Source organism: Microbacterium panaciterrae, from assembly GCF_039541635.1.
Taxonomy (GTDB): Bacteria; Actinomycetota; Actinomycetes; order Actinomycetales; family Microbacteriaceae; genus Microbacterium; species Microbacterium panaciterrae.
The window spans coordinates 14,710-34,542 of sequence record NZ_BAABGP010000007.1; the positions used below are offsets into that span (position 1 = coordinate 14,710).

The following is a 19,833-nucleotide window of genomic DNA, read 5'->3' on the forward strand; positions in this document are numbered from 1 at the left end:
CTCGATCGGAAGTCGCATGACCCTGACGGCAGGCCATTTGGGTCTACGTGGACCGGTGACGGCCTCGCCGAGTCCGTACCCGTACCCGTACGCTCGAGACAGCGCGTTGGCCTCCTAGCCGACGCTTTCCTGCCATGACTCGAAGGAGCCATCGACATGTATGAGAGGTATGGGGCCAGCGCGCGCGTCGCCCGCTACGACGTCGTCCTCTTCGGAGCGGGTGTTTCGGTGGATCCGCCATCGAGCATCCCCAACGGCGACGCGCTCATGCGAAACACCTGGCACCGCCTGATCCGAGATGGTCTCACCGACACGGAACGGAATGCGATCGCCACCGTTACCGAGTCGATCAACGGGACGCGTGCCCCGATTTGGTTGGAGCCGTTTGCTGAGGTGATTGACTCCCAGGTCCGTGACCGCGAGGTCCTCGTCAGCACGTATGTCGACGTGAGCACACAGGAGGCCAATACAAATCATGTGATGCTCGCCCATTTGGACGCGGAATTGATCACGGTGAACATGGACACCCTGATCGAGGCTGCAGGTGGTTCCGTGTGGCACCTGCACGGACGATGGGACGACCCCGAAAGTGTCGTCACGACGGTACGCCAATATGCTGATGGCCTGTCGCCGAAGGTGCAAGGCGAACTTCTGGAAACGCTCCGGGAAAGGAACGTGCTCGTCCTCGGCTACTCCGGACGCGACACCGACGTGATGCCTCTGTTGATGCGTTCAACTTCCGCTCAGCTCCATTGGCTGCATTACGGATCTGACCCAGTAGCGGCAACGGTTCAGCGGCTTAAGAACACCCTGGGTGATCGGATGGACATTTTTGGTGGTGGCGCCCAGGATGTACTTCCGTTGCTTCCCCAGAAAAGGTCGAAGGTCAACGACGTCAACACAGGAACACCAACGGTGGCGCCACTAGATCTTTTTGCCACGATCCCTCGAAACATCCGACTGCTTGCCGTGGCCGGCGTCTCCTTTGACCTCGGACACCACGACGTGGTGTCCGCACTTTTGGACCCTGTCCGTTTTCACGGCGACCCGGAGATCCGCCGTCGAAAGCTTCTCGCTCGCGCCGCGCGCCGAAGCGGCCACCCAAAACATGCGGTGTCCGTGCTTGTGTCAGCTCCGAGGGATGCCGGGACTCTTCTTGCTTGGCCTGGTGTTCTCAACGAACTTGCGGCGACCCTCCCGTCGGCGGGTCATCCGGTTCTGGGCCGAGCGTTGGACTCAGTCGTCACAGCACGTCGTTCGGACCGTGATGCCGCCCTCATTCGTTCCGCGTCGGTCAAGCAGACACGCGGCAATCTGAGAGCGTCAGAACGCATCATGAGCAAAATGACGGCCGACAAGTTCTTGTACCAACGAATCGGTGTGACTGGCGTTGTCGATGCGTTGACGGTCTACGCAGACACATTGAAACTGAGAGGTCGTTATGCGGATGCTCTCGCGATCGCCGCCGAAGCGACCAGACAGGTCAGCTACGCGAACAGCTCGCAACGCGGTTTCGCGATCCGACGACTGGCCGAACTCGCTCATGTGTCGGGAACGCCGACGATTCGAATATCCGAAGAGCATCCAGAGCAGACCCCGTCGCAACTTCTCCACCAGGTATTCGACGACGCAGTGGTGTCCCGTGACCGTAGCCTGGCGTTCTGGTCGGCAGCCTGCCTAGCCGATCTTGCGAACCTCACCTCCGACGCTGAGTCGCAGCGTTGGATGACCGTCGCTAACCAGTGGGGTCCCGACAGTTCGCGCGTGGCAACCGTGTATCTACTCCTCGTTGATGCGGAGCGACAGAAACGGTGGGGCTCACCAACTGCCGCGCTACGAACTGCCCGGGACGCCGTCAAACATTCGCAAGGAGCGCCACTGCTGACCTCTGTCTCGCGTCTGGTCACGGTGGAGTGCCAAGCGCTTGGCGGGGACAATGCGGGTGTCGCGGTATTGTCCAACGACCTTTCGAAGCGATTCCGACAGGTTGGCGCACCGGTTCTCGCTGCCCGGGCGGAGTTGGTCATGAGCGCATTCGCCGGTTGGGCCACGAAAGCACACATTAATTCATTCGCCACCGGCGGTTGGAACCAGGAAGCTCACGCTGCGAGCCTGGACCGGCGAGAATTGCTCCGGTTTCCGTGGCCGGTTCTGCTGTGAGGCGGTCATCATAGCGGCACTGCCCTTATGTATGCGGCGACGCCGAATCTGACTGGCGGCCTCATTGCCCGAGCAGCTCCTTGTCGAGAAGCGGCTGGAAATCGTCGCGGAACCGATAGCTGTGTGTGGTCGGGTCGTACCAGCTGTCACGCCGGAGGACCTGGCGTGCGTCGTAGCAGATGACTTTGAATCCGACTTCGTCGTTGTGGACTACCGATCGGTGAATCTCTTGGTTGTTGACCGTGCAAGCTGGCGAGCCGTCGGCAACTGAGATGACGACCTCTTCAAGTGTCTTGGGTGTGTATTGGACGTTCACATGGACTCTTTCGAGCCTGGTTTCGTCGTGGCTCGCCGCGAACGCCAGCACCTTCTGGTCGAAGAGTTCGATCAGTCGGAAGTACGCTCCCTCGATACCGGCCGCACGCACGGACTCGAGATGCTTCACGTGGGCACGCGCAGTCCAGAAAAGGTCCTCATCGCTAAGGTTGTCGGACGAGAACGTCAACCGGCCGTTGCCGTCAATGTGCGGATCGATCTCCTCTTCAAATATGATCGCGGCCTCGATCGGATCCTTGGCGAGTACAAGCTTGTCCAACGCTTCCGCGACTTCTTCCAACTCCCCCAGGAGACGATCCGCGGCCTTCTTCTGCCGCAGCAGTCCGTCCGCGATGTCTCCGTAGCCGTTCAGGATCGGCAGCATGTAGTCAGGATGAATCTGATCCCGTGTCGGGCGTTGAACGCCGAGGTTGCGCAAGTATCGTCGGTTGTCGCTAAAGTCCGCAGCTCGTAGCGCGTGATCGATCCTTCCGAGTGCGAGCGCTCTAGATTTCACCTCAAAGTTGCTGTTCTTGAGGATCCGGTCGGCGCGGCACACGAAGACTCCTCGACCTTCACGAGTCTTCCTGCGGAAATGTGTCGCGATGTCCGCAGCGGAGAGAAGGAACAGCCGCGCGTCATCGTCACGTCCGGTTGCGACGATCAAAAAGAACTCGCCTGCGGGGCTTCCATCGCTTGCGCGCGTGTATTCGACCGGCACGGAGATCGAGGTGTCCTTATCCTGTACGAACTTCACCTGGATGACGCCCAGTCGAGGAGGACGCGGATCGAGCATCGAATGCAGAAGCGTGTTTCGTTGGATGAGAAGGTCCGCTCCCTGCACGTCAACGGATCGCTCAAGAACCCAGAACCGGTCCATAAGGAAGGCCTTCGCGCGGGCCTCGCCAATGGCCCCGTTCTGCATCCGTTTCAACCACGGCGTTTCAGACATGCTGCAGCTCACCAATCGTTCAGTTTCGGAATCAACGGGCGCTAATGGCCGCGATCATGTTATTGGGTTGGATGCAGCGCTACGGGACAAGCCGCCCCGGTCGAGCCAGCCGCCGAACAAATGTGACCATCGTGGAAGGCATCCGTGCGTTCCTCCGCTTATGCACCATTTGGAGTCGGCGATACGCTGCGTTCACCTCAGCGACGTTCAACACCCGATGTCTTCGGTAAGTCGTGATGTGAGATCGTGGCGACGGCCGAGCCTCGCCGGGGCGGTCGACGCGTTTACGGTTCTTCGGCGTGATCGGTCGCGGTCGTGGGGATGTCGTCATCGGCCGTCGCGTTTCGGCCGCGGTACCCCTTCCGCGAATGGATTTCGTCGGCGATACGTTCCAGACGTTGCCGTTCCGACGCTTCCAACGCCAGCCGGTTGCTTTCCGGGCCGAGGGGAGCGGAGTACTTCGCCCGGTCCCCGCCGTACGGGTCAGCGGTGGGAGCGTCGGCCGCCCACAGTAACAGCTGCGCCACCCGGACGCCGGGGCGAAGCACAATCGGGATATTGCCAGTGTTGACCAATTCCAGAGTGAGCACACCCTTGAACCCCGGCTGCACGGCAACAGCGGTGGCGACAAGAAGACCAAGACGGCCCCAGGAGGATCGGCTGACGACTTGCCCTGCGAGGTTCGCTGGGAGCTGCAGGAACTCAAGTGTGCATCCGAGGACGAACTGTCCGGGGTGGATGACGAATCGATCGGCGAGCGGCACGAACGTCTTAGAGTCGGTACGGCCGGCGGTTGCCGCTTCGATGTGGTCATCGAACGGGTCGATCTCCACAGCGGTCTGCCGGGTCGATTCGAGAAACTCTGTTCCGAGCCGCAGGTCGATGCTGCCGGGTCCAATCTGAACGTCTCGGTCCAGGAGCGGGGTGATCACCAGCCGTTCATCGGGGTCCGGGCGCGACATGGCTTCGAGGATCTGCTCACGTAGCAGGATGGTCATGTTCGTTTCCACCAGTCGACGACGGCCGCGAGCTCAACCGATTTAAGAATGAGACGGTTGAAGTTGGCGTCGGCCACCCCTTCGGCGAGCGAAGAAAGCTTGTCGCCGTGGGACTGGAACACGACGACCCAGGCGGCGACGACGATAGTCCAGGTGTCGAAGGGTTCTCCGTCTATCTCAACGGCGGGGATGCCGCGGGTCATCAGGTCGACGGCATGGTTGAAGGAGTCTACGTCGGGCACCGGCATAGGTGACACGACATGGCCGATCCCCAGCTGAATCAGGTTGGGAAGGACGAGTTCGGCTGCCTCGAGGAGGAACTTCTCGCGGGGCTGAACCGCCGGAATGGGGCGGTTAGCTTCCGCGGTGATGCTGGCCAGAATTGTTGGGGCGTGCGTGTTGAGAAAGTCGGTCCACCCCAACTGGTCGAGAGCGGTGAGGAACATTTTCCATCGCAGGGGACCGGCAGGATGCGTGGGAGAGAACACGGGCACACTTGACGGGGGGACGAACGGGATGAAGGCGAATGCGAACGCCGGGCCGGTCACGGCCACACCGACGACATCGCAGAGAAGCTCTTCGGACCAGTTCAACAGTTGGTCCCGCCAGATCGTGCGGATCGGTGCGCGATCAGGAGCAGGTACCGCCTCTAGATGCTTTGCCATGGTCTTGCCGACCGTGTCGATGAGCACCCGGGGAACCATTTGGTCTCGGAGACCCTGGTTGATGGCCGAATGGGTGACCTCATGGGCGAGAATCGCCGAGTACAGCGCGTTTTCCGGGTCGAGTTCTGGGAGGTAGAACGCGATCGGATGAGGCTGATCGAAGTCGAAATGTTCGTTCTGCGCCGCAAAGTAGTTTTTCAACTGCGTTGCCAGGTCGATGGTCGAATACATCCTGGTGGGATCCAAACGGACCAGCGGGTCGCTGGCGTCGATGAGGACAACATCCATCAACTGATCGATGAGATGCAGGTAGCCGACCGGGAGGTCCGTTCTGCCGACCCCTGAGGCGTACAAGGCGACGATTTCGTGGAGCACCCCCATCGGCGGCCACAGACGTTCGTACTTGCGTGCGAGGACGTCCTCCAAGCGAGGGTCTCCCTGCACCGTCGGGATCTGCTCCGTCAGTTCGTCCAGACGTTGCCGCAGACGGTCCAGCAGGAAATCGATCAGCACAACCAGCTGGCGTCCACGTCCGTCCGGGAGCCGGGCGACTGCAGCGTGAAGTTTGTCGATGCTGCCTTTCAGCAACGCCGCGTAGAGCTCTATTCGCTCCATCGGTGGACCGGAAGTTGGCCTTCCGTGACGTCCCTGGCCGCCACAAGCGTTGTCTCCGCCAGTCGAGAGAACTCCCGTTCGACGTATCGGAGACTGTCTGCTTTGTCGCCGGCCAACACCTCATCAAGCGCCGACGTTAGTTTCTCAAACCAGTTGCGGACGTCGAATCCATCATTTCCTGGCGGTGCGAACTCGCTGACAGCGTCCAGCGACGCAAGACGCGACAGCAACGTGTTCGACGGCAAAGAAATCGACGCGTTCTCGTCTCGGTCGGCGTCGACCGCAGCATGAAACAGCCGGTGCGCGTAGGTGAGCGCCGGACTCTTCGACGCGTCAAGCCGGCCGGACTCGACACGGATCGTGTCCATCAGGACGTCATCTGCGAAAGAGCCGAGCCCGCTCATCTCGGACACCAGACGGATAACATCCTCGAAACGTCGTGCCGATGTGGACTCTACTGCAACTGACATCCGACTCCTCCGTCGTGTCCGACCGCCGGACCACGCGTGCTGCGTTCCCCGGGCGATGCAGACGAATCGTGTATTAGCTGACTTGGCAGCAGTGTACATGTCGCCGTCACCGCTCTCCGGTATTGATCGATGTTCCACACGATGCTAAATGCGGCGGTAATCGCACCCGTAATGGCGATCTTATTCTCGCGCGGAGCACCGACAGTAATACTGTCCGAAAAACGGCACTGATTGCATGGCCCCATTTCCGGTGGCACAACACCGGCACAGCAGAAAAATCGGGTACGCAGTCCTCTCACCGATGTGGGCACCAACAAAGCAGGCCGAAACTTGCACGGTACTCCACACAGAATTCGACGGAAACGCCGGCGAGACGCCGACTTCGGGGCCGTGCTGTATCCCCCCGCTCAACCGGGTGGGCGACGGACGGCATCCAACATTGACGCCAACCGTCGCCCGGATACAGGCGAGACAACCCGATCGACGTGGTCACTTAGTCGCGGCCCGCTTCACCGGCAACGGCTTGGCGTCGCCGACACCGAAGCGGGCAGGACCGCACCACCGGCAGTCGGGATCCTTTCGGGTCACATCCGCCAGCACCTCCCCGTTCAGACTGTCGACGTGCACCCACTCCGGCGCACCCACACGGTGAGCGACGCCCACCGTCCGCAGTAGCCATTCGTTCACGGCAAAACTCGCCGCGATCGAGTTCAACGTGATCACACTCGGGGCGTGGACATCCTCCCCGTCCACATACCGTTGCCGGACTCGGTCCGCTTCAGACTTCCCCTCATCAGTCAGCTGTGACCGGGAGATCAAGCCGTTGCACCAGAGACAGCCCTGCCCCGGCACGATCAGTCTCGACACCGAGAACACCGACGTGAGCTCACCGGTGACCGAACCAACGGTCACCTTCGCACCTAACTGCGTCACCGGCACAAGATATTGATGTGCGATCGCGTTCACAACGTGACGAGCGGTGTGCGAATCCGCGGCGAGGAAGATGTGATCACAATCTCGCAGTCTCTCCGCCACACCCGGGTCCTCCACATTCCCGGACACGGTCTCCACCGTCACCGACGGCGACGCCCGCCTGGCTACACGAGCAGCAACACGCACCTTCGTCGACGACAGCCGCTCCCCCAACCGTCGCACCCAGCCGGGATTTCCGGTCCGGGTCAACCAGGTGTGCGCGTCGAAGCGTGTCGCTCCGACGACTCGTGACAAGTTGCTTTCATCGACTCGGTCCGAGTCGATGAGCAGGACGTGTCCGACGCCGAGTCGTGCTGTCATCTGGTTGATGAGGGAGCCTGCGCCGCCGAGGCCGATGATCGCGATTTTCTGGTTTGCGAGGATCTGTTGTCCGCGGCGGCCGAACATGAGTCCTTGCCGGTTGTATTGTTCGGCGATGGGCTGGTCGGGTCGTGGTGTTGCTGTCAGTTCTGTTCGTTGCGGGTCGGTGATGATCAGTTTGTCGAGTGTGTGTCGTTGCCCGTCGGGGGTCCAGAGGTCGCCGGCGACGGAGTTGACGGCGAAGACGAGCGCTCCGACGGCGGGTCCGCCGATGAGTTGGAGCAGTCCTGGGTACCCGTGTTCGTGTGAGCGGAGGTCGGTTTCGGAGAATGCGACTCGGTCGTCGCCACCGTGGCAGTGGACGGCGAGGTAGGCGGATCCGTCTTCGGCGAATTGGAGTGCGTTGCCGGCGATGAAGTCGGCGGTGAGCGTCCGGTTGGATCGCCTGCCGGGGAGGTAGTCGGTCACCTCGTTGGCGGGTATGACTTCTCTGACGAGGAGTCGTCTGTGGGTGGTTGTTTCGACGTATCCGCAGCGGAGGATCGCACCGTGTTCTTGGTGGTCGCCGGGGAACAGGTGCTGTCGGAGTTGCTGCCAGTGTTCTCCGGTGATGACGACATCCCAGTTCATCGTTCCTCCAACCATTGGAGCACTTTGAGTGCTTTGCCTGCGGCGGTGTGCGTGCCGGCGTCGAGCTGATTGGTCCGTCGGGACACTTGGGTGGCTTGGATAGCCCCGCCTGGTCCGGCGCCGACAGGCTGGTGGAGACCTTCGCCGAGGAGTGCCCCGTCGGCACGTTTCAGGTTGGGGGTAACGAAATGCGGGTAGATGTCGGCGTCAGGGTAGTTGTAAGGGATCTGGAACAGCAGCCAGGTTGTCGATGGGGTGAAGGCTTTACCGGTCGGTACCGGTTCGAGGCGCACCCATGCGCTGCCGTCCCCGGACTCCTCCACGGTGATGGAGGAGCCCGGGAACGTGACGCTGAGTTCGCCGATGGCAGTCTGAATGTCTTCGATGAGAGCCACGGCGGGTGCCTTACGAGTTGTCGTCGCCGGAATTGGCGACGAACGCCGATTCTTTGTTTACCTGGACGTGTTCGCGGTCGGCGATGATCTCGCGCCGGCCGTTGTGTTTGAGCTCGAACAGGATGTAGTCGAGGCGGATGTCCACTCCCTGGCGGATCGCTTCCTGTTTGAGCTCGAGCCCGCTGTATGCGCGCTGTTCGAGGCGGATCGGTTTGCGATTGAACGGGACGGTGACGGTGTGGTGCGTGTCGTGATGCGTTTCGTTGACGGTTGTCATTTGAACCCCTCCAAGGGGTGTCACGGCACCTGTCTGCTAGAGTCGCGGCATTCCGTGATTGGAAGAATGCAACCTCTTCGGCAGGCAGTGCCTGGTGAGTTGTTGTTGTGATGCCCAGTTCGCGTTCCAGCGCGGCTGGGCATCATGTTTTAACACCAATGAGACCAGGCACTACATCTAGTGGATAGAATTGCTCGTATCGCCTAGATCTAGTTGTTCGACCAACTTTGCCAAGTTTCATCTGCGCTGCTTAGTAGCCTAAGCGGACGTGTTTGCCGTGTCAAGCCGATTCTGCTTGCAATGCTAAGCAAACCCGCCGACAATGGTGTCATGGGAGAAACACGGAACAGCGAGCACCCCACTGAGCCTTCGCTCGGCGCGTACCTCAAGGAAGCACGACGAGCGACCGGGCTCACCCTTCGGCAGGTGGAGGAGGAGACCTCCAAAGCGGTCACCAATGGTTACCTCAGCCAGATTGAGAACGACGACATTATTCAACCGTCGCCGCGGATTCTCTACAGCCTGGCCACCACCTACGGCATCGACTACTCCGACCTGCTGCGTCGCGCCGGTCACACGGTCCCGAACGAAACCGACGATCAGTACAGCGACGCCCGCGCGCTGGGCGCCGTCAACGGCTTCCCTTTGCGTTCGCTCCAGGATCTGACCGAAACCGAAACCGAGCACCTGCTGGCATACATCGAGTTCATGAAATCGAGACGGTGACGATGTACGCCGAGCCGGTCGAGGGAGCGGACGAGATCCGTCAGCTTGCCCGTGGGGCGCTCACCGCAGCGGGCGTTGGCGACATCGATCGCGTTCCGCTGGAGCAGGTCACCGCTGCGGTCGACCTGCACCAGCGTGACCTGTTCGCCCTCGGTGACAATCCTCCGCCGGCGCTGCGTCGCGCGATGAAACTGCTGTCCTCCAAAGTTCTCGGCATTCTTGCCGTGAAACAGAAGGCCATCTATGTGGACCCGGACCTCGAGGAGTCACGAAAACGCTTCACGATCGCTCACGAGATCGGCCACAAGGCGTTGCCGTGGCAGGAAGGTTCGTTCGCGGACGACAAGCACACCCTTGCGCCAGCGACGAAGAAAGCATTCGAACGGGAAGCGAATGCGTTTGGTGGCGAGCTCCTTTTCGGCGCCGGGCGATTCAACGACCAGGCTGACGATGAGGCCCCCGGAATCGAGGTGCCCCTTGCGGCTGCGTCTCGTTACGGTGCGAGCGTCGCTGCGACGCTCCGGCAGTATGTCGAATACAGTCGCCGCCCGATGGCTCTACTGGCGGTCGGGGTCCTAACCGACCGTACGGTGAACGGGCCGAGGCTGCCGCTGTTCCGCGGTTTGTGCGTCGTTTCGGATCGGTTCGCCGAACGATACGGGCCGTTGGAGGGCGCATTCCCCACCGGACGGCTCGCCCCGTCCAGCCCGCTTTTCCACGTCCTGGAGAAGCTCACCGTCAGTGTCGGAGAGAGTATCGAAGTTCCGTTGGAAACACGTCGTGGCCTGGTGACGTTCCGGGCTGACACGTTCTGCAACACCTATCAGCGCTTTGTTCTCCTTTACCGCCGCACTCGGCTGTCCGGACGCCAGACCCTGCTCGTCGACGCGAACGGGAAACCCCTCCGGTGACCCGAGTCACCGCTGCCCCTATCGATCAGGGCCCTGTTGAGCAGGTGGAGCCGGCACCGCCGTTGACATTCCGGGAGAGTCTCGGCGCGATCGCCTACCTCGGGTTCGGCTACGTGTACGTTCATCTGACCGCCCTATGGGTTTGGAACGTGATCCACCACACGATGGCGAGCACCTGGACGGACTTCATCACCGCTGGGACGGCGCTCACCGCAGACGTCGGCTGGGTCATCCCGACCGCCGTGGGGTCGATCTTCGCCGCCTATGTCGCGCTGTTCGGTGAGAGTTTTGCCCGTCGCAGGTTCGCTCAACGCACCAAGGATATGGCGGTGCTCAGCGCGTTGGCCGTTGCGTCGGTCTTGCTCGGGTATGCGACAGCGACCTGCATCGCAATCCTCGCGGGTGCGGAGAACGCCGCTCGCGCGTTCCCCATCGTTGGCTTCACGCTCCTTACCGTCCTGTTGGCGGCGGGAGCAGGCACTGCATTCTGGGGAAATCCGGCCGGGCAGGTACGGACCGCCGTCCAGGAGGAGGCCGACCTGCGGGTCATGCGGCTGCGGCTGGAGAGCCCGAGCGGGAAGCTCGGGCCGCGAGTGGCGGCGGCGACCGCATGGACGGTGCTTCCAGCCACCCTTTTCGGCTGCATCTACGCTTTCACCGGCACCGGCCCAGTCCCGACGATCCTGCTAACCGTCTCCGCTTTGGTGATCACGGCGCTGACCGTGTGGGGTCTATTCTTCTATGTTCGCTCGCGAGCATTCAGCCCCCGCCGCTACCTGCGCGTGTTGAATGCGTTCGCCCTCGCGGTCACCGTCGCAAGCGTCGTCCTATCCGTCGGCGCGATCTGGCCTCTCCTCGGCCCGTTCGGACAAGTTACCCTGGTGACGTTGATTGTTCTCATCGGGTGTTCGGCGTTCGTTTCCGCCGGGCGATGGCTCACCATTCGCGCCCTGGCGCAGGCAAGCGCATACAACCGCCTTTCTCTCCGCATCCCAAAGGCACGCGTGAACACTCGTAGCGCACGCGCGCGATTGGCGACAGAATCCACAAGCGGTTGACCCAGACCGGTGGTCACGGGTTTCTGGAATCTTACCGTTTCCTGAGTGTAAGCTGGGAGCCATGGAACCTCGCCCGCATGCCCAGCCCGCAAAAACGCCGACCGCCCAAACGGACCACCCCATCGTCGCCCTGCTCGGCGCCCCCGCCCGGTTTGCACTCGGCCCGACGGCCGTCACGGGTCCCGCCTGGTGCGTCGTTCTGGTTGCGATTCCGATTCTGATTTTCGCGGGTGCCTACCTCGCCGCCCAGCTGCACTGAGCTCGGAACCGTCGTTACCTGCATCAGGCGCGCACCCCATACATGCTCGCATTGAGCACCCGAGACTCCGATCCGGGCCTCCAATACGGTTTCCTAGCGTCCGCGAACAGCGTCAGCAGCACCTGCGCCCGAGCGAACCGGGCATCCGCACAGGTCGGATCTTCCGCAACGGGAGACGTCCAACAGTCGAATCTTCCCCAAATCGACGATATTGTCCTACGATTTCGCAGTTGTCTGGGCGCCCACCAGACAATTTCTGCCCCTCAAACACTGGGTGAGAGCGCTCTCAGGGGCAGTTGTACTTAACTTTTTGTAGAGAGTACTCGTATAGAAAGAAGAAGGTATATATATCTCCAAGCTGAATAGATATATATACCTTCTCCTTTGTATATATAGGTGCCGGAAAGACCAGACACCGGACAAACCCTTCGAAGGGCCTTCCTTCCCAGTGCTGGCGTGAAGAAAAGTGTCTGGGCGCCCACCAGACACCACCAGACACTTTTCGTCGACGCCGCCGAAGCCGGGACCGTCGGCTCGAATCGCTCCCGGCGTCGGCAACGATGGTCCTCCGATCAGAACGGCGCCGCACACATATCAGCTAGACAACGGTCGCCGAACCCTGCAGGCAATTTCACGCACGGATTCACACCAATTTTCGAAGAACCTCGAATATCGCCGCATTTACCATGCATGACAACGAAACACTCAAAGAACGCTCACACGTAACGAAGTCCCATACACCTTTGAAAACTCCACAGAGGAACCACCAGCCAGGGCGACCTGCTGCCCATCGTGAACACCGCCACGACATAACGAAAGCCAACTCGCGAGGACGAGTAGCCCAATCCACGGATGCCGCGCCTGAGGCGAAAGGATCCGCTGTCCGGTACCACCCCTCCAACAGGCTTCGAGTCCGTCGAGCGGACCGCGTAGCTCCCGAATTTCGGTCTTCCCCGGCTGGTTGCGGCGCCCCTCACGATGGCCCAGCGGCCGCAGCCGCAGCCACACGATTTCAGTTGTCGGCCTCGTTCTCGCGGACGAAAGAAATGCTCTGGATGTACGTGGTCGTCCGTCTCGTGAATGCAACCACGCTCGGGTCCCCCAATGTTTCGACGTCGACGACCATCGGCACCCCGCATCGTAAAACGATTACCCGGAGGAGCTTCAATGCTTCACCGTCACGTCGAAGATGCGCGGCAGGTAACACCTCGGGATCGTCTGAGTCGGTCGTGCCGCGCAGTCGGGTGACCAGACCCAAATCACAGTCGATCTCGTAGCGGCTCAAACTCTCCGTGGTGACGACGTAGCGCCCCCGGAGCGGGACCGTGATGTCCCTGCCAACCTCCCAATCCGCGGGCGGCAGAAACAGTGCGATCGGCACGGGTTCGATTTCGGAGTCGTCGGTGCTCATCTGCCACCAGACTTCACGGGCACGATGTGTCGGATGATCGAACTTTCGTGCCACAACTGATCGGCGTTCGGTTCGAGGTCCTCAACCGCCCACCGGCCACGCTCCCCCAATCGGCACCGGTCGATAGATCGAAGGCGGCGAACTCTGTCGGAGGGCTCGGGCTGCGCGTCGGGCCCTAGGATGCGGTCGACTGTGCCGGCGTCGAGGTCGAACCTATGTCGACTGTCGCGGGTGTGAACTACCCATTCACCGGTCATCGACTCCGTCAGCTCTGTGAGCGGCTCCCGAACTGGGAGTTCTTCACCGTCGGCGGTGAGGAACCGGATCGCGAGCGAGCCGGTATCGATCATCGCGACTGAGGCTGTCCCGACGTGTTGGAGGGTGTCGAGGACGACGACTCTGGTGGCGAAACCGTGGTCGCCGACGGCGTAGCCGACGGCTTCATCGATCGGCAGGTGGTAGTGCCCGCCGACCGAGAGCTTTGGCCGGACTTGCAAGAACCCGCGGTGGAACATCGCCCGGCCTGCCTGCGAGTACGCAATGCCGATTTGCGGCCACATGAATGCGGTCTTGTCGAGGTAGTTATCGAGCGCGAGGACGTCCTCGGGTGCGTCGTGTGAGATAATCAGATCCGCATATCCTGGCCCGAGTGTGGCCAAATCAGTGCCCGAGACGGACTCCGCCGGCCACCAGGTTGAACGCTGCGATCTGTCGACGCTGTTGGCACCGCCCAATGCTGCGAGGGCCCGTCCGCTCGCGAGGGTGACGCGGTGCCCGCGAGGAAGATGGATGAAGTTGGTCGAGATCGGTCTCCGGCCACGCCGGTCGGTTGGGTACGTCGCTATCAAGGTATGGTTCTCGTGGTTTCCGTCCACCCAGTAGAACGTCTGCTCATTTGCTGAGAGGCGAGCCTCGACCTTCTGAACGTCCCGGTTCGAGTTGCGTCCCCAGAGGATTCCAACATCGCCGAGACCGATAACGCAGCGGATGCCGCTGTCGGCGAGAACGTCGAGGAGGCGAAACAACGCAGGAACATCTCCGTGCACATCGCCGACTGCGGCCAGTGTGGTCGCTGACTCGATAGGGGCGAACGGCTGCTTTTCCATGTGACCTCTTCCTCGCAGCTCACGAGGTGGTTATTGTATTAAACAATTCACTGGAATGTGAGGTCTGTCAATGGCCGAATACCCTCACCTCGATGAGTTGCCCGAGGTGGAACTCGGGCTGGAGGGCTCGAAAATACTCGGCGCCCAACACGAGGGCGGCATCGGCCGGTCGAGGAACGCGTTCAACCTCGCGTACACGATCCGGTCGTTGCAGCCACGCGCGACCGTGACCATGCGTCAAAGCGTCAACATGCTGAACGTCGACATCGCCGGCGGAAGAACACTCGACGCTGACAGCGGCGAATCGATTGAGAAAGCGATCGCCGTACTCGTTCGAGGCCGTCTGCGAAGCACTCGACACCACGTCCGAACAGTTACTCGACCACATCGCACAGCTGAAGATCCTCTGGATCGCCTCCAACGGCAGGCAACTGTCTCCCCTGTTCGCGTTCGGCCCCGGCCCCTCCCCGGTCCCCGATCTCGCAGACGTCCTCAAACTCCTGACCGAGATCGTCGACGACCCGTGGACATGGGCACAATACGTGGCCGCGAAACCACACGGCCGGTCCGCGATCGAAGGTCTCCTCTCCGGCGACGTCGACGCGGTCGTCTCCCATGCTCGAACCGTCGCCTCCGCCTGGAACGCCTGACATGAACTCCGACTGGGCGACCGTCATCAGGATCGCAGACCACGCAGGACTCAACGGGGTCGAACTCGCCGCGGCAGCGACCCGCCACGGAGTATCCGCAGAACTGGTGGCGGAAGGGTTCGCGAGGGCGACACGTCTCAGGTCGGAACGCGGCGACGGCGACCCGTACCCGTTCACCGTCTTCGAGGCGACCCCGCCAGGGATGATCGATCTGCGGGTGCTTGACCAGGCGGACTGGTGGGTAGATGTCCTTCGAACCCCGCATCGCATTTCCGATCGCGTTGACTTCTCGGACCTCTACCTAGCGAACGTGATCCGTCACCTCATCCGATCGGCCGGCGCGTACTGGGTCCGCGTGGCCGTCTACGATCCCGCAGCATCGTTTTCCGACCCGTTGTCGTGGATGAAGGGAACGGTCCTGATGGGTGCGCTCCGTGGAGAGGCGTCGCGTCGACTCGTCGCAGACCTCAACCCTCCAATGGCGGAGAGCCCGCGCGCAGCGTCATCCGGCGATGGCGCCCCTCGTGGCTGAGCGGACGGGCTGGAATGAACCGGTCACGTATCGCGCCAGGAAATAGGCCGATGATCTCGCGGTCCAGAAATGCCGTCGTCGACATGGCCATCGCCAGGCTGCCGCCTGCGCAGTTCGATCTGTCGGTGAAAACCTTCTGCATTGGGAGGCAGGTCTCGGAGGAAGTCGTCTTCTCTCTCATGCCATCCTCGCGCGCGTCACCACAGCTCGGCTTCACAATCGGTCGCTTGCATGAATGTTCCCAAGGACCGATCTTGTTACACGACAGGTCCCAATTTTCTGGCGGTCTTTCGAGAGCAAGAGCCAATACGTGCTCGTTATGCGTCGCTTCGGTCGCGTCTTATCGATCCTACGGAACACGCAGTTCTTTGACTGGATCCTGCATTGAGGCCGCGATAGCAGGCGGGAGGGTCCCGAGGCATTGGACGAAGGCGGCCAAGACAGTGGTGGCAAGGAAGAAGACCAGGTTGGGCGCTGGCGCGCCGACAATTGCGAGCACGGCTACGCCTGCGGCACTACCGAGAGTCGCGCCAGCTATGGCAAGGATCATGGCCTGACCAGTGACGAGGATAATGACCAAACGACGGGACGCTCCGAGCGCTCGCCGTCTTCCAAAGTCTTTCCTTCGTAACAGTACGAGTCCCCAGGTCGTGGCACAGACTACGAACGCCATTAGGCCGAAGACAATCAGGACTAGGTTGTTTCCAAACGCCCCGAGCTGTGTACTCACGAGATCGTGAAGCGTCGCGAGTTGTTCGCTCGACGCGATTCGAACCTTGGAGCGATCCGTGACCCCGAGCAGTGAAATTACTGCGCTGCTTCTCGCCACACCATCCTCGGTTGCACCCCAGGATCGGGTTCTACATTTGACCACTATGAGAGTCTGGTACGACGCGTTCGCCCCGCTGTTCACTGCCCTCGTGCTCGCAGTGATCACTGTTGGACTTTGGAGTGTGGACGCCAATTTGGCAACCGACCGCGAGCTATACGTCGTCGTGCGCCCGCTCACTCACACGCTCTCGAGCGCTGCGTTGGCGCTCGCATTGAGCTCTGCGAGCATCGCCTTCCTCATTGCCGGAAAACGCACCATCAACCTCATGATTGTCCGGCGCGCGCGCTAGATGGCCGAATGCGATGTAGTGCTGGGCGCACCCGGGTGGATCGCCCTTCCTTCCACAACCGTTCGCCCCGCGCCAACTTTCGGAGCCGTCCAGGACTGGCCACGAAACGAGAATGGTCAAACCTATGGCCAGCAGGGTTCCAGCCCGGTGGCTCCGGATCTACTTGAAGTACAAGGCCTGAACACACAGGGTGAGCCCGTTACCGGCTACGTCTTGAGCAGTCGCCTCGCTCTAGCGGAATGGGGCGGTCCAGAACCCACTTCACCCTCGCAAGCGCTCAAACAGCAGGAGACGCGATTGAAGTTGTATCCCGATGGTCAGTGGTTGCCCGTTTACGCAAGCGACGGCCGGACTGTGCTCGGACGCTTTCTCGTTGCGCCGGGAAACTAAAAGCGTGAGCCGCACCGCCACGTCAGACCGTTCGGACCCGCAAGTCCCGGGCTAGCGACCTTCGAAAGGTAGATGGAACACCCTAACGAGCTAACCCCGATTGACGAGACGAGATGCCTCGGCGAACATAGTCTTCACTTGGGTCTAGATCATCCCGCTGCAGTCAGTCCGAGCCGTTCGCAAAACTTTGACGTGTCGCCTTCGGTGTTCGGGAACACGGCGTAGACCCCGTCTGGTCTGACGCATGCCTCAAGTGTCGGGACCGCATGTGCCCGTCCGTCGTCGCTTGCGGGTGATGCGCTGTCAAAGTATCCGATCTGCCACAGCCCCGCGCACCGGTCGACAGCCTGGCCTGCTGCTGAGGTCGTTTCGTCGGTTGCCGCGACTGTTGCGTATCGGGCGTTTACGTCTGCCTTGGCGTAGCAGTACGTGGCCCTTTCTCTCAGGTGTTGGTTGGCGAGCACGATCCAAGCGGTCCCCGCTCCGAGTGTGATTGCGAGCGCTGTTGCGCCGGCCACCCATCTGTGACGACGCGTTCTTCTCCGACTGGACGCCTTCAATTCTGTGAAGAACTCCGCTTCGAGACGGTCGAAGTCTTGGTTATCTGGCGCTTCAAAGTCTGAGCCGTTCATCGTTCGTCGTCTCCTTTCAGCGTGTCGAGTTCGATTCGTAGTCGTAGCCGGAGGCGTGAGAGCCGGTTCCGGACAGATGCGTGACTGACCCCGAGTTGGTACGCAGCCTGTTTGTAGCTGAGGTCCTCGACCATGCAGAGTTTGAAGATCTGTTGATCAAGTGGTGAGGTTCGGCTCATGCTGTCGTGAATGATGGTCAGTGCCTCGTCGTTGATGGCGCGTTCCTCCACGGACGGGGTGGCGTCGGCGACGTCGGTCGTGTCGTCGAACGCGACGCTCGCCTTTCGAGCTTCGGAACGCTTCCGGTTGAGCGCGAGATACCTTGCGGTGGTAATGAGCCACGGCAACGTTGAGTCGGCGACGATGGTGATCGCGGCTCGTTTGTTCCAGAACGTCATGAACGTGTCCTGCAGGACCTCCTCTGCGTCAGATTTCGAGCTGAGTACCGCGTGGGCCGCCCAGTAGACGGGTCTGCTATGCCGCTTGTAGATGACCCGAAGCGCATCTCGGTCGCCGCGCTGAACCTGTGCGAAAAGGGCGCGCTCGTCCGGCGCTGCGTCGGTCTCACTTTCGACCGGTGCGTCATCCGTCATGCTTGCGCTTTCGCCACTGTTCTCACTAAGTCATGTGCAGTCAACCGGTATTCGTCTCAAACCCGTTCGACCGTCGAGCGGCGAGTTCTTGTTCGCAGTGTGCGATCGCAACAATGCGTCTCAAAGACGTCAATCGGGCGGCGGGTCGGCAATTGCTTCATTGACGTACAACCGCTTGAGGAGTTGGCTGATGATGCGTGCGAACGAAATCGGATGCCGAACCGGTGGCGTCATTCAGAGCCTCACTAATGTTCATTCCCTTCCCGTGCGCTTTCATCCTCACTCGCGTCCGCAAAACTACGAGCAGTCCCAAGGTCGCCGAAAGAAGGGCACCCAATTGGCTACTTACACCGTGACCAAGGTTCGACGTGAACGTTCGGCTGACGGCACACACCGCCACCTCGAAGGAGTGATCACGAGCACCGGCACTCACTACACGCGACGACAAGTAGCGGACAGCATCAACGTTGGCAACACTTGGGTCACCAGCGCGGGCGCCTCTACGGCAATCATTCACACGCTGAGGTACTGTCCTGCACGAGCCTGCATCGCCTCGCCGTACCTCGCCACAAATCCCGACAGCACCAAGCTGGACAACCTCGAGAACCTGCCCGAAGGCTAGCCCCGGACGGACCCTCGCCGGAGGGACGGGCTGCTCTCGATTTCTCTGCCTTGGTCAACTGGCGCGGCTATTCGCCCAGCGAACGGAACCGTCCAATTCTCAACCCGAGATGCGAGCCTCGCGCGCAGTGAGTCGGAATCCTGGCTCGCCACCGCGGTGCGATGACCCCGAGTCGGCCGCCTGGGGCCTCCGCACTCGCCTGTTGCCCGCCGATCGGTCTGCGCATTCACGGTAGCCACAGAGTGCTCCCGGTCACGTCTAGATATTTTCGCATCGACTATCGTCGGCGCTCAAGACACCATGTCATTCCGTCGGTTCAGGAAGCACAATGTCAGATTGAACCGATGTGTCTCAAACAGCGTCATCTACCGGCGTGTCGAGATCTCCCGAATTGACGCAGGGTCGGCCTTACCGCTTGTCTGATCGTGCGTGGTCAGAGAACTCTCGCAGAGAAGGGGTAACAGTGCGGAGTCGCTGGTCATCGGTCGCAGTCTCGCTCACAATGTTCGTCCTCGTGGGATTCGGGACGACCGCTGGTGCGGGTGTTCAAGCATCGGGGGGAGCCTCAACACCCGCACCCGTATCGAAAGAGACGTGCTGGGCTGACCTCACCACCGCACAAAGCCTCTGCGTCCCAACCGGCACCGACCTCGTTACAGCCGTCGCCGAAACCACCGGCATACGCCTGGTCGTCCCCGACGGCACCGTCATCGGAGGGGTCGTCAGCGAACGCTCCCAGCTGAAGACCCCAACCGTGGCGACTTCCACAGTCACCGGCATCCTTTACGACGACATCAACTATGGCGGCGGGTCTTTCGTTGCCAGTTCAAGCGGCACGTGTTCCGTCGGCTCATATAGTTTCGCGGACCTCTCGCCATTCGGGTGGAACGATCGCGCGTCCTCGTTCCGTAGCTACGCCGGGTGCTCCGGCGCCGTCTACCAAAACATCAACTTCGGTGGGTCCACCTACGGCTTCGTCGTGAACGCGCCAAGCTTGGGAAGCATGAACGACCAGGCGAGCTCCTGGCGGATGCAGTAGCAACGCCCGCTGA

21 protein-coding genes are annotated in these 19,833 nt (G+C 61.2%); 10 read left to right on the forward strand and 11 right to left on the reverse strand.

Annotated elements, in window-relative coordinates; genetic code table 11:
• The first annotated feature begins 156 nt into the window (after window positions 1-156).
• A complete protein-coding gene (locus ABD882_RS04680; RefSeq protein WP_345184868.1) occupies window positions 157-2,160 on the forward strand; it encodes an SIR2 family protein in 2,004 nt (667 codons plus the stop codon).
• 61 nt (window positions 2,161-2,221) lie between these two features.
• Here ABD882_RS04680 and ABD882_RS04685 read toward each other — a convergent pair whose 3' ends face one another.
• The 7 genes from ABD882_RS04685 to ABD882_RS04715 form a co-directional block, all read right to left on the reverse strand.
• On the reverse strand, window positions 2,222-3,427 hold the full coding sequence (locus tag ABD882_RS04685; RefSeq protein WP_345184870.1) for a hypothetical protein: 1,206 nt from the start codon (window positions 3,425-3,427) through the stop codon (window positions 2,222-2,224).
• A gap of 284 nt (window positions 3,428-3,711) precedes the next feature.
• Window positions 3,712-4,425 carry a dCTP deaminase gene (dcd, locus tag ABD882_RS04690; protein WP_345184872.1) on the reverse strand — a complete coding sequence of 238 codons (714 nt, stop codon included), beginning with the start codon at window positions 4,423-4,425 and terminating at the stop codon, window positions 3,712-3,714.
• Window positions 4,422-5,705: a hypothetical protein gene (locus ABD882_RS04695; RefSeq protein ID WP_345184873.1), complete on the reverse strand. Its 1,284-nt coding sequence runs from the start codon at window positions 5,703-5,705 to the stop codon at window positions 4,422-4,424. The genes dcd and ABD882_RS04695 overlap by 4 nt, the downstream gene beginning before the upstream one ends.
• Window positions 5,693-6,118, reverse strand: a complete 426-nt coding sequence (locus ABD882_RS04700; protein ID WP_345184875.1) for a hypothetical protein — start codon at window positions 6,116-6,118, stop codon at window positions 5,693-5,695. Before ABD882_RS04700 ends, ABD882_RS04695 begins: the two co-directional genes overlap by 13 nt.
• Before the next feature lie 546 nt (window positions 6,119-6,664).
• A complete protein-coding gene (locus ABD882_RS04705; protein ID WP_345184877.1) occupies window positions 6,665-8,098 on the reverse strand; it encodes a HesA/MoeB/ThiF family protein in 1,434 nt (477 codons plus the stop codon).
• Entirely contained in the window at window positions 8,095-8,493 is a 399-nt protein-coding gene (locus ABD882_RS04710) for an E2/UBC family protein (RefSeq protein WP_345184879.1), read from the reverse strand. The genes ABD882_RS04705 and ABD882_RS04710 overlap by 4 nt, the downstream gene beginning before the upstream one ends.
• A 10-nt stretch (window positions 8,494-8,503) precedes the next feature.
• Window positions 8,504-8,770 carry a hypothetical protein gene (locus tag ABD882_RS04715; protein WP_345184881.1) on the reverse strand — a complete coding sequence of 89 codons (267 nt, stop codon included), beginning with the start codon at window positions 8,768-8,770 and terminating at the stop codon, window positions 8,504-8,506.
• A gap of 330 nt (window positions 8,771-9,100) precedes the next feature.
• Here ABD882_RS04715 and ABD882_RS04720 point away from each other — a divergent pair, with 330 nt between their 5' ends.
• The 4 genes from ABD882_RS04720 (at window position 9,101) to ABD882_RS04735 (ending at window position 11,724) form a co-directional block, all read left to right on the forward strand.
• Window positions 9,101-9,496: a helix-turn-helix domain-containing protein gene (locus ABD882_RS04720; RefSeq protein ID WP_345184882.1), complete on the forward strand. Its 396-nt coding sequence runs from the start codon at window positions 9,101-9,103 to the stop codon at window positions 9,494-9,496.
• Between the two features lie 2 nt (window positions 9,497-9,498).
• Complete coding sequence (locus ABD882_RS04725) at window positions 9,499-10,407, forward strand: ImmA/IrrE family metallo-endopeptidase (RefSeq protein WP_345184884.1); 909 nt, start codon at window positions 9,499-9,501, stop codon at window positions 10,405-10,407.
• Complete coding sequence (locus ABD882_RS04730; RefSeq protein WP_345184887.1) at window positions 10,404-11,465, forward strand: hypothetical protein; 1,062 nt, start codon at window positions 10,404-10,406, stop codon at window positions 11,463-11,465. The genes ABD882_RS04725 and ABD882_RS04730 overlap by 4 nt, the downstream gene beginning before the upstream one ends.
• 61 nt (window positions 11,466-11,526) lie before the next feature.
• On the forward strand, window positions 11,527-11,724 hold the full coding sequence (locus ABD882_RS04735) for a hypothetical protein (protein ID WP_345184889.1): 198 nt from the start codon (window positions 11,527-11,529) through the stop codon (window positions 11,722-11,724).
• Window positions 11,725-12,736: 1,012 nt separating this feature from the next.
• Here the strand turns inward: ABD882_RS04735 and ABD882_RS04740 are convergent.
• Both ABD882_RS04740 and ABD882_RS04745 read right to left on the reverse strand, forming a co-directional pair.
• A complete protein-coding gene (locus tag ABD882_RS04740) occupies window positions 12,737-13,135 on the reverse strand; it encodes a hypothetical protein (protein WP_345184891.1) in 399 nt (132 codons plus the stop codon).
• Entirely contained in the window at window positions 13,132-14,241 is a 1,110-nt protein-coding gene (locus ABD882_RS04745; protein ID WP_345184893.1) for a metallophosphoesterase, read from the reverse strand. The genes ABD882_RS04740 and ABD882_RS04745 overlap by 4 nt, the downstream gene beginning before the upstream one ends.
• 308 nt (window positions 14,242-14,549) lie before the next feature.
• Between ABD882_RS04745 and ABD882_RS04750 the strand changes: the two genes are divergently transcribed.
• Together ABD882_RS04750 and ABD882_RS04755 are read left to right on the forward strand one after the other, a co-directional pair.
• Window positions 14,550-14,891 (forward strand): hypothetical protein, encoded by a 342-nt coding sequence (locus tag ABD882_RS04750; RefSeq protein WP_345184895.1) that lies wholly within the window; start codon window positions 14,550-14,552, stop codon window positions 14,889-14,891.
• 1 nt (window position 14,892) lies between these two features.
• Window positions 14,893-15,423 (forward strand): hypothetical protein, encoded by a 531-nt coding sequence (locus ABD882_RS04755; protein WP_345184897.1) that lies wholly within the window; start codon window positions 14,893-14,895, stop codon window positions 15,421-15,423.
• A gap of 349 nt (window positions 15,424-15,772) precedes the next feature.
• On the opposite strand, the gene ABD882_RS19080 is transcribed toward ABD882_RS04755, so the two are convergent.
• The gene (locus tag ABD882_RS19080; RefSeq protein WP_425563329.1) at window positions 15,773-16,360 is read right to left on the reverse strand and encodes an ABC transporter permease; all 588 of its coding nucleotides are present in this window, start codon (window positions 16,358-16,360) and stop codon (window positions 15,773-15,775) included.
• Here ABD882_RS19080 and ABD882_RS04760 point away from each other — a divergent pair.
• Window positions 16,299-16,544: a hypothetical protein gene (locus ABD882_RS04760; protein WP_345184898.1), complete on the forward strand. Its 246-nt coding sequence runs from the start codon at window positions 16,299-16,301 to the stop codon at window positions 16,542-16,544. The two genes, ABD882_RS19080 and ABD882_RS04760, sit on opposite strands and share 62 nt — an antisense overlap.
• A 1,018-nt stretch (window positions 16,545-17,562) precedes the next feature.
• Here the strand turns inward: ABD882_RS04760 and ABD882_RS04765 are convergent.
• Window positions 17,563-18,159: an RNA polymerase sigma factor gene (locus tag ABD882_RS04765; RefSeq protein ID WP_345184900.1), complete on the reverse strand. Its 597-nt coding sequence runs from the start codon at window positions 18,157-18,159 to the stop codon at window positions 17,563-17,565.
• A 190-nt stretch (window positions 18,160-18,349) separates the two neighbouring features.
• Between ABD882_RS04765 and ABD882_RS04770 the strand changes: the two genes are divergently transcribed.
• Entirely contained in the window at window positions 18,350-18,781 is a 432-nt protein-coding gene (locus ABD882_RS04770) for a DUF3892 domain-containing protein (protein WP_345184902.1), read from the forward strand.
• Window positions 18,782-19,283: 502 nt separating this feature from the next.
• A complete protein-coding gene (locus ABD882_RS04775; RefSeq protein ID WP_345184904.1) occupies window positions 19,284-19,820 on the forward strand; it encodes a hypothetical protein in 537 nt (178 codons plus the stop codon).
• Window positions 19,821-19,833: the final 13 nt, after the last annotated feature.

Bases quoted from the DNA above. Each gene is read 5' to 3' on its own strand.
- ABD882_RS04770 (WP_345184902.1), top strand. From the start codon at position 18,350: ATGATGCGTGCGAACGAAATCGGATGCCGAACCGGTGGCGTCATTCAG.
- ABD882_RS04765 (WP_345184900.1), bottom strand. From the start codon at position 18,159: ATGACGGATGACGCACCGGTCGAAAGTGAGACCGACGCAGCGCCGGAC.
- ABD882_RS04705 (WP_345184877.1), bottom strand. From the start codon at position 8,098: ATGAACTGGGATGTCGTCATCACCGGAGAACACTGGCAGCAACTCCGA.
- ABD882_RS04740 (WP_345184891.1), bottom strand. From the start codon at position 13,135: ATGAGCACCGACGACTCCGAAATCGAACCCGTGCCGATCGCACTGTTT.
- ABD882_RS04725 (WP_345184884.1), top strand. From the start codon at position 9,499: ATGTACGCCGAGCCGGTCGAGGGAGCGGACGAGATCCGTCAGCTTGCC.
- ABD882_RS04715 (WP_345184881.1), bottom strand. From the start codon at position 8,770: ATGACAACCGTCAACGAAACGCATCACGACACGCACCACACCGTCACC.
- dcd (WP_345184872.1), bottom strand. From the start codon at position 4,425: ATGACCATCCTGCTACGTGAGCAGATCCTCGAAGCCATGTCGCGCCCG.
- ABD882_RS04760 (WP_345184898.1), top strand. From the start codon at position 16,299: ATGAGAGTCTGGTACGACGCGTTCGCCCCGCTGTTCACTGCCCTCGTG.
- ABD882_RS04735 (WP_345184889.1), top strand. From the start codon at position 11,527: ATGGAACCTCGCCCGCATGCCCAGCCCGCAAAAACGCCGACCGCCCAA.
- ABD882_RS04695 (WP_345184873.1), bottom strand. From the start codon at position 5,705: ATGGAGCGAATAGAGCTCTACGCGGCGTTGCTGAAAGGCAGCATCGAC.
- ABD882_RS04745 (WP_345184893.1), bottom strand. From the start codon at position 14,241: ATGGAAAAGCAGCCGTTCGCCCCTATCGAGTCAGCGACCACACTGGCC.
- ABD882_RS04680 (WP_345184868.1), top strand. From the start codon at position 157: ATGTATGAGAGGTATGGGGCCAGCGCGCGCGTCGCCCGCTACGACGTC.
- ABD882_RS04755 (WP_345184897.1), top strand. From the start codon at position 14,893: ATGAACTCCGACTGGGCGACCGTCATCAGGATCGCAGACCACGCAGGA.
- ABD882_RS04720 (WP_345184882.1), top strand. From the start codon at position 9,101: ATGGGAGAAACACGGAACAGCGAGCACCCCACTGAGCCTTCGCTCGGC.
- ABD882_RS04685 (WP_345184870.1), bottom strand. From the start codon at position 3,427: ATGTCTGAAACGCCGTGGTTGAAACGGATGCAGAACGGGGCCATTGGC.
- ABD882_RS04775 (WP_345184904.1), top strand. From the start codon at position 19,284: ATGTTCGTCCTCGTGGGATTCGGGACGACCGCTGGTGCGGGTGTTCAA.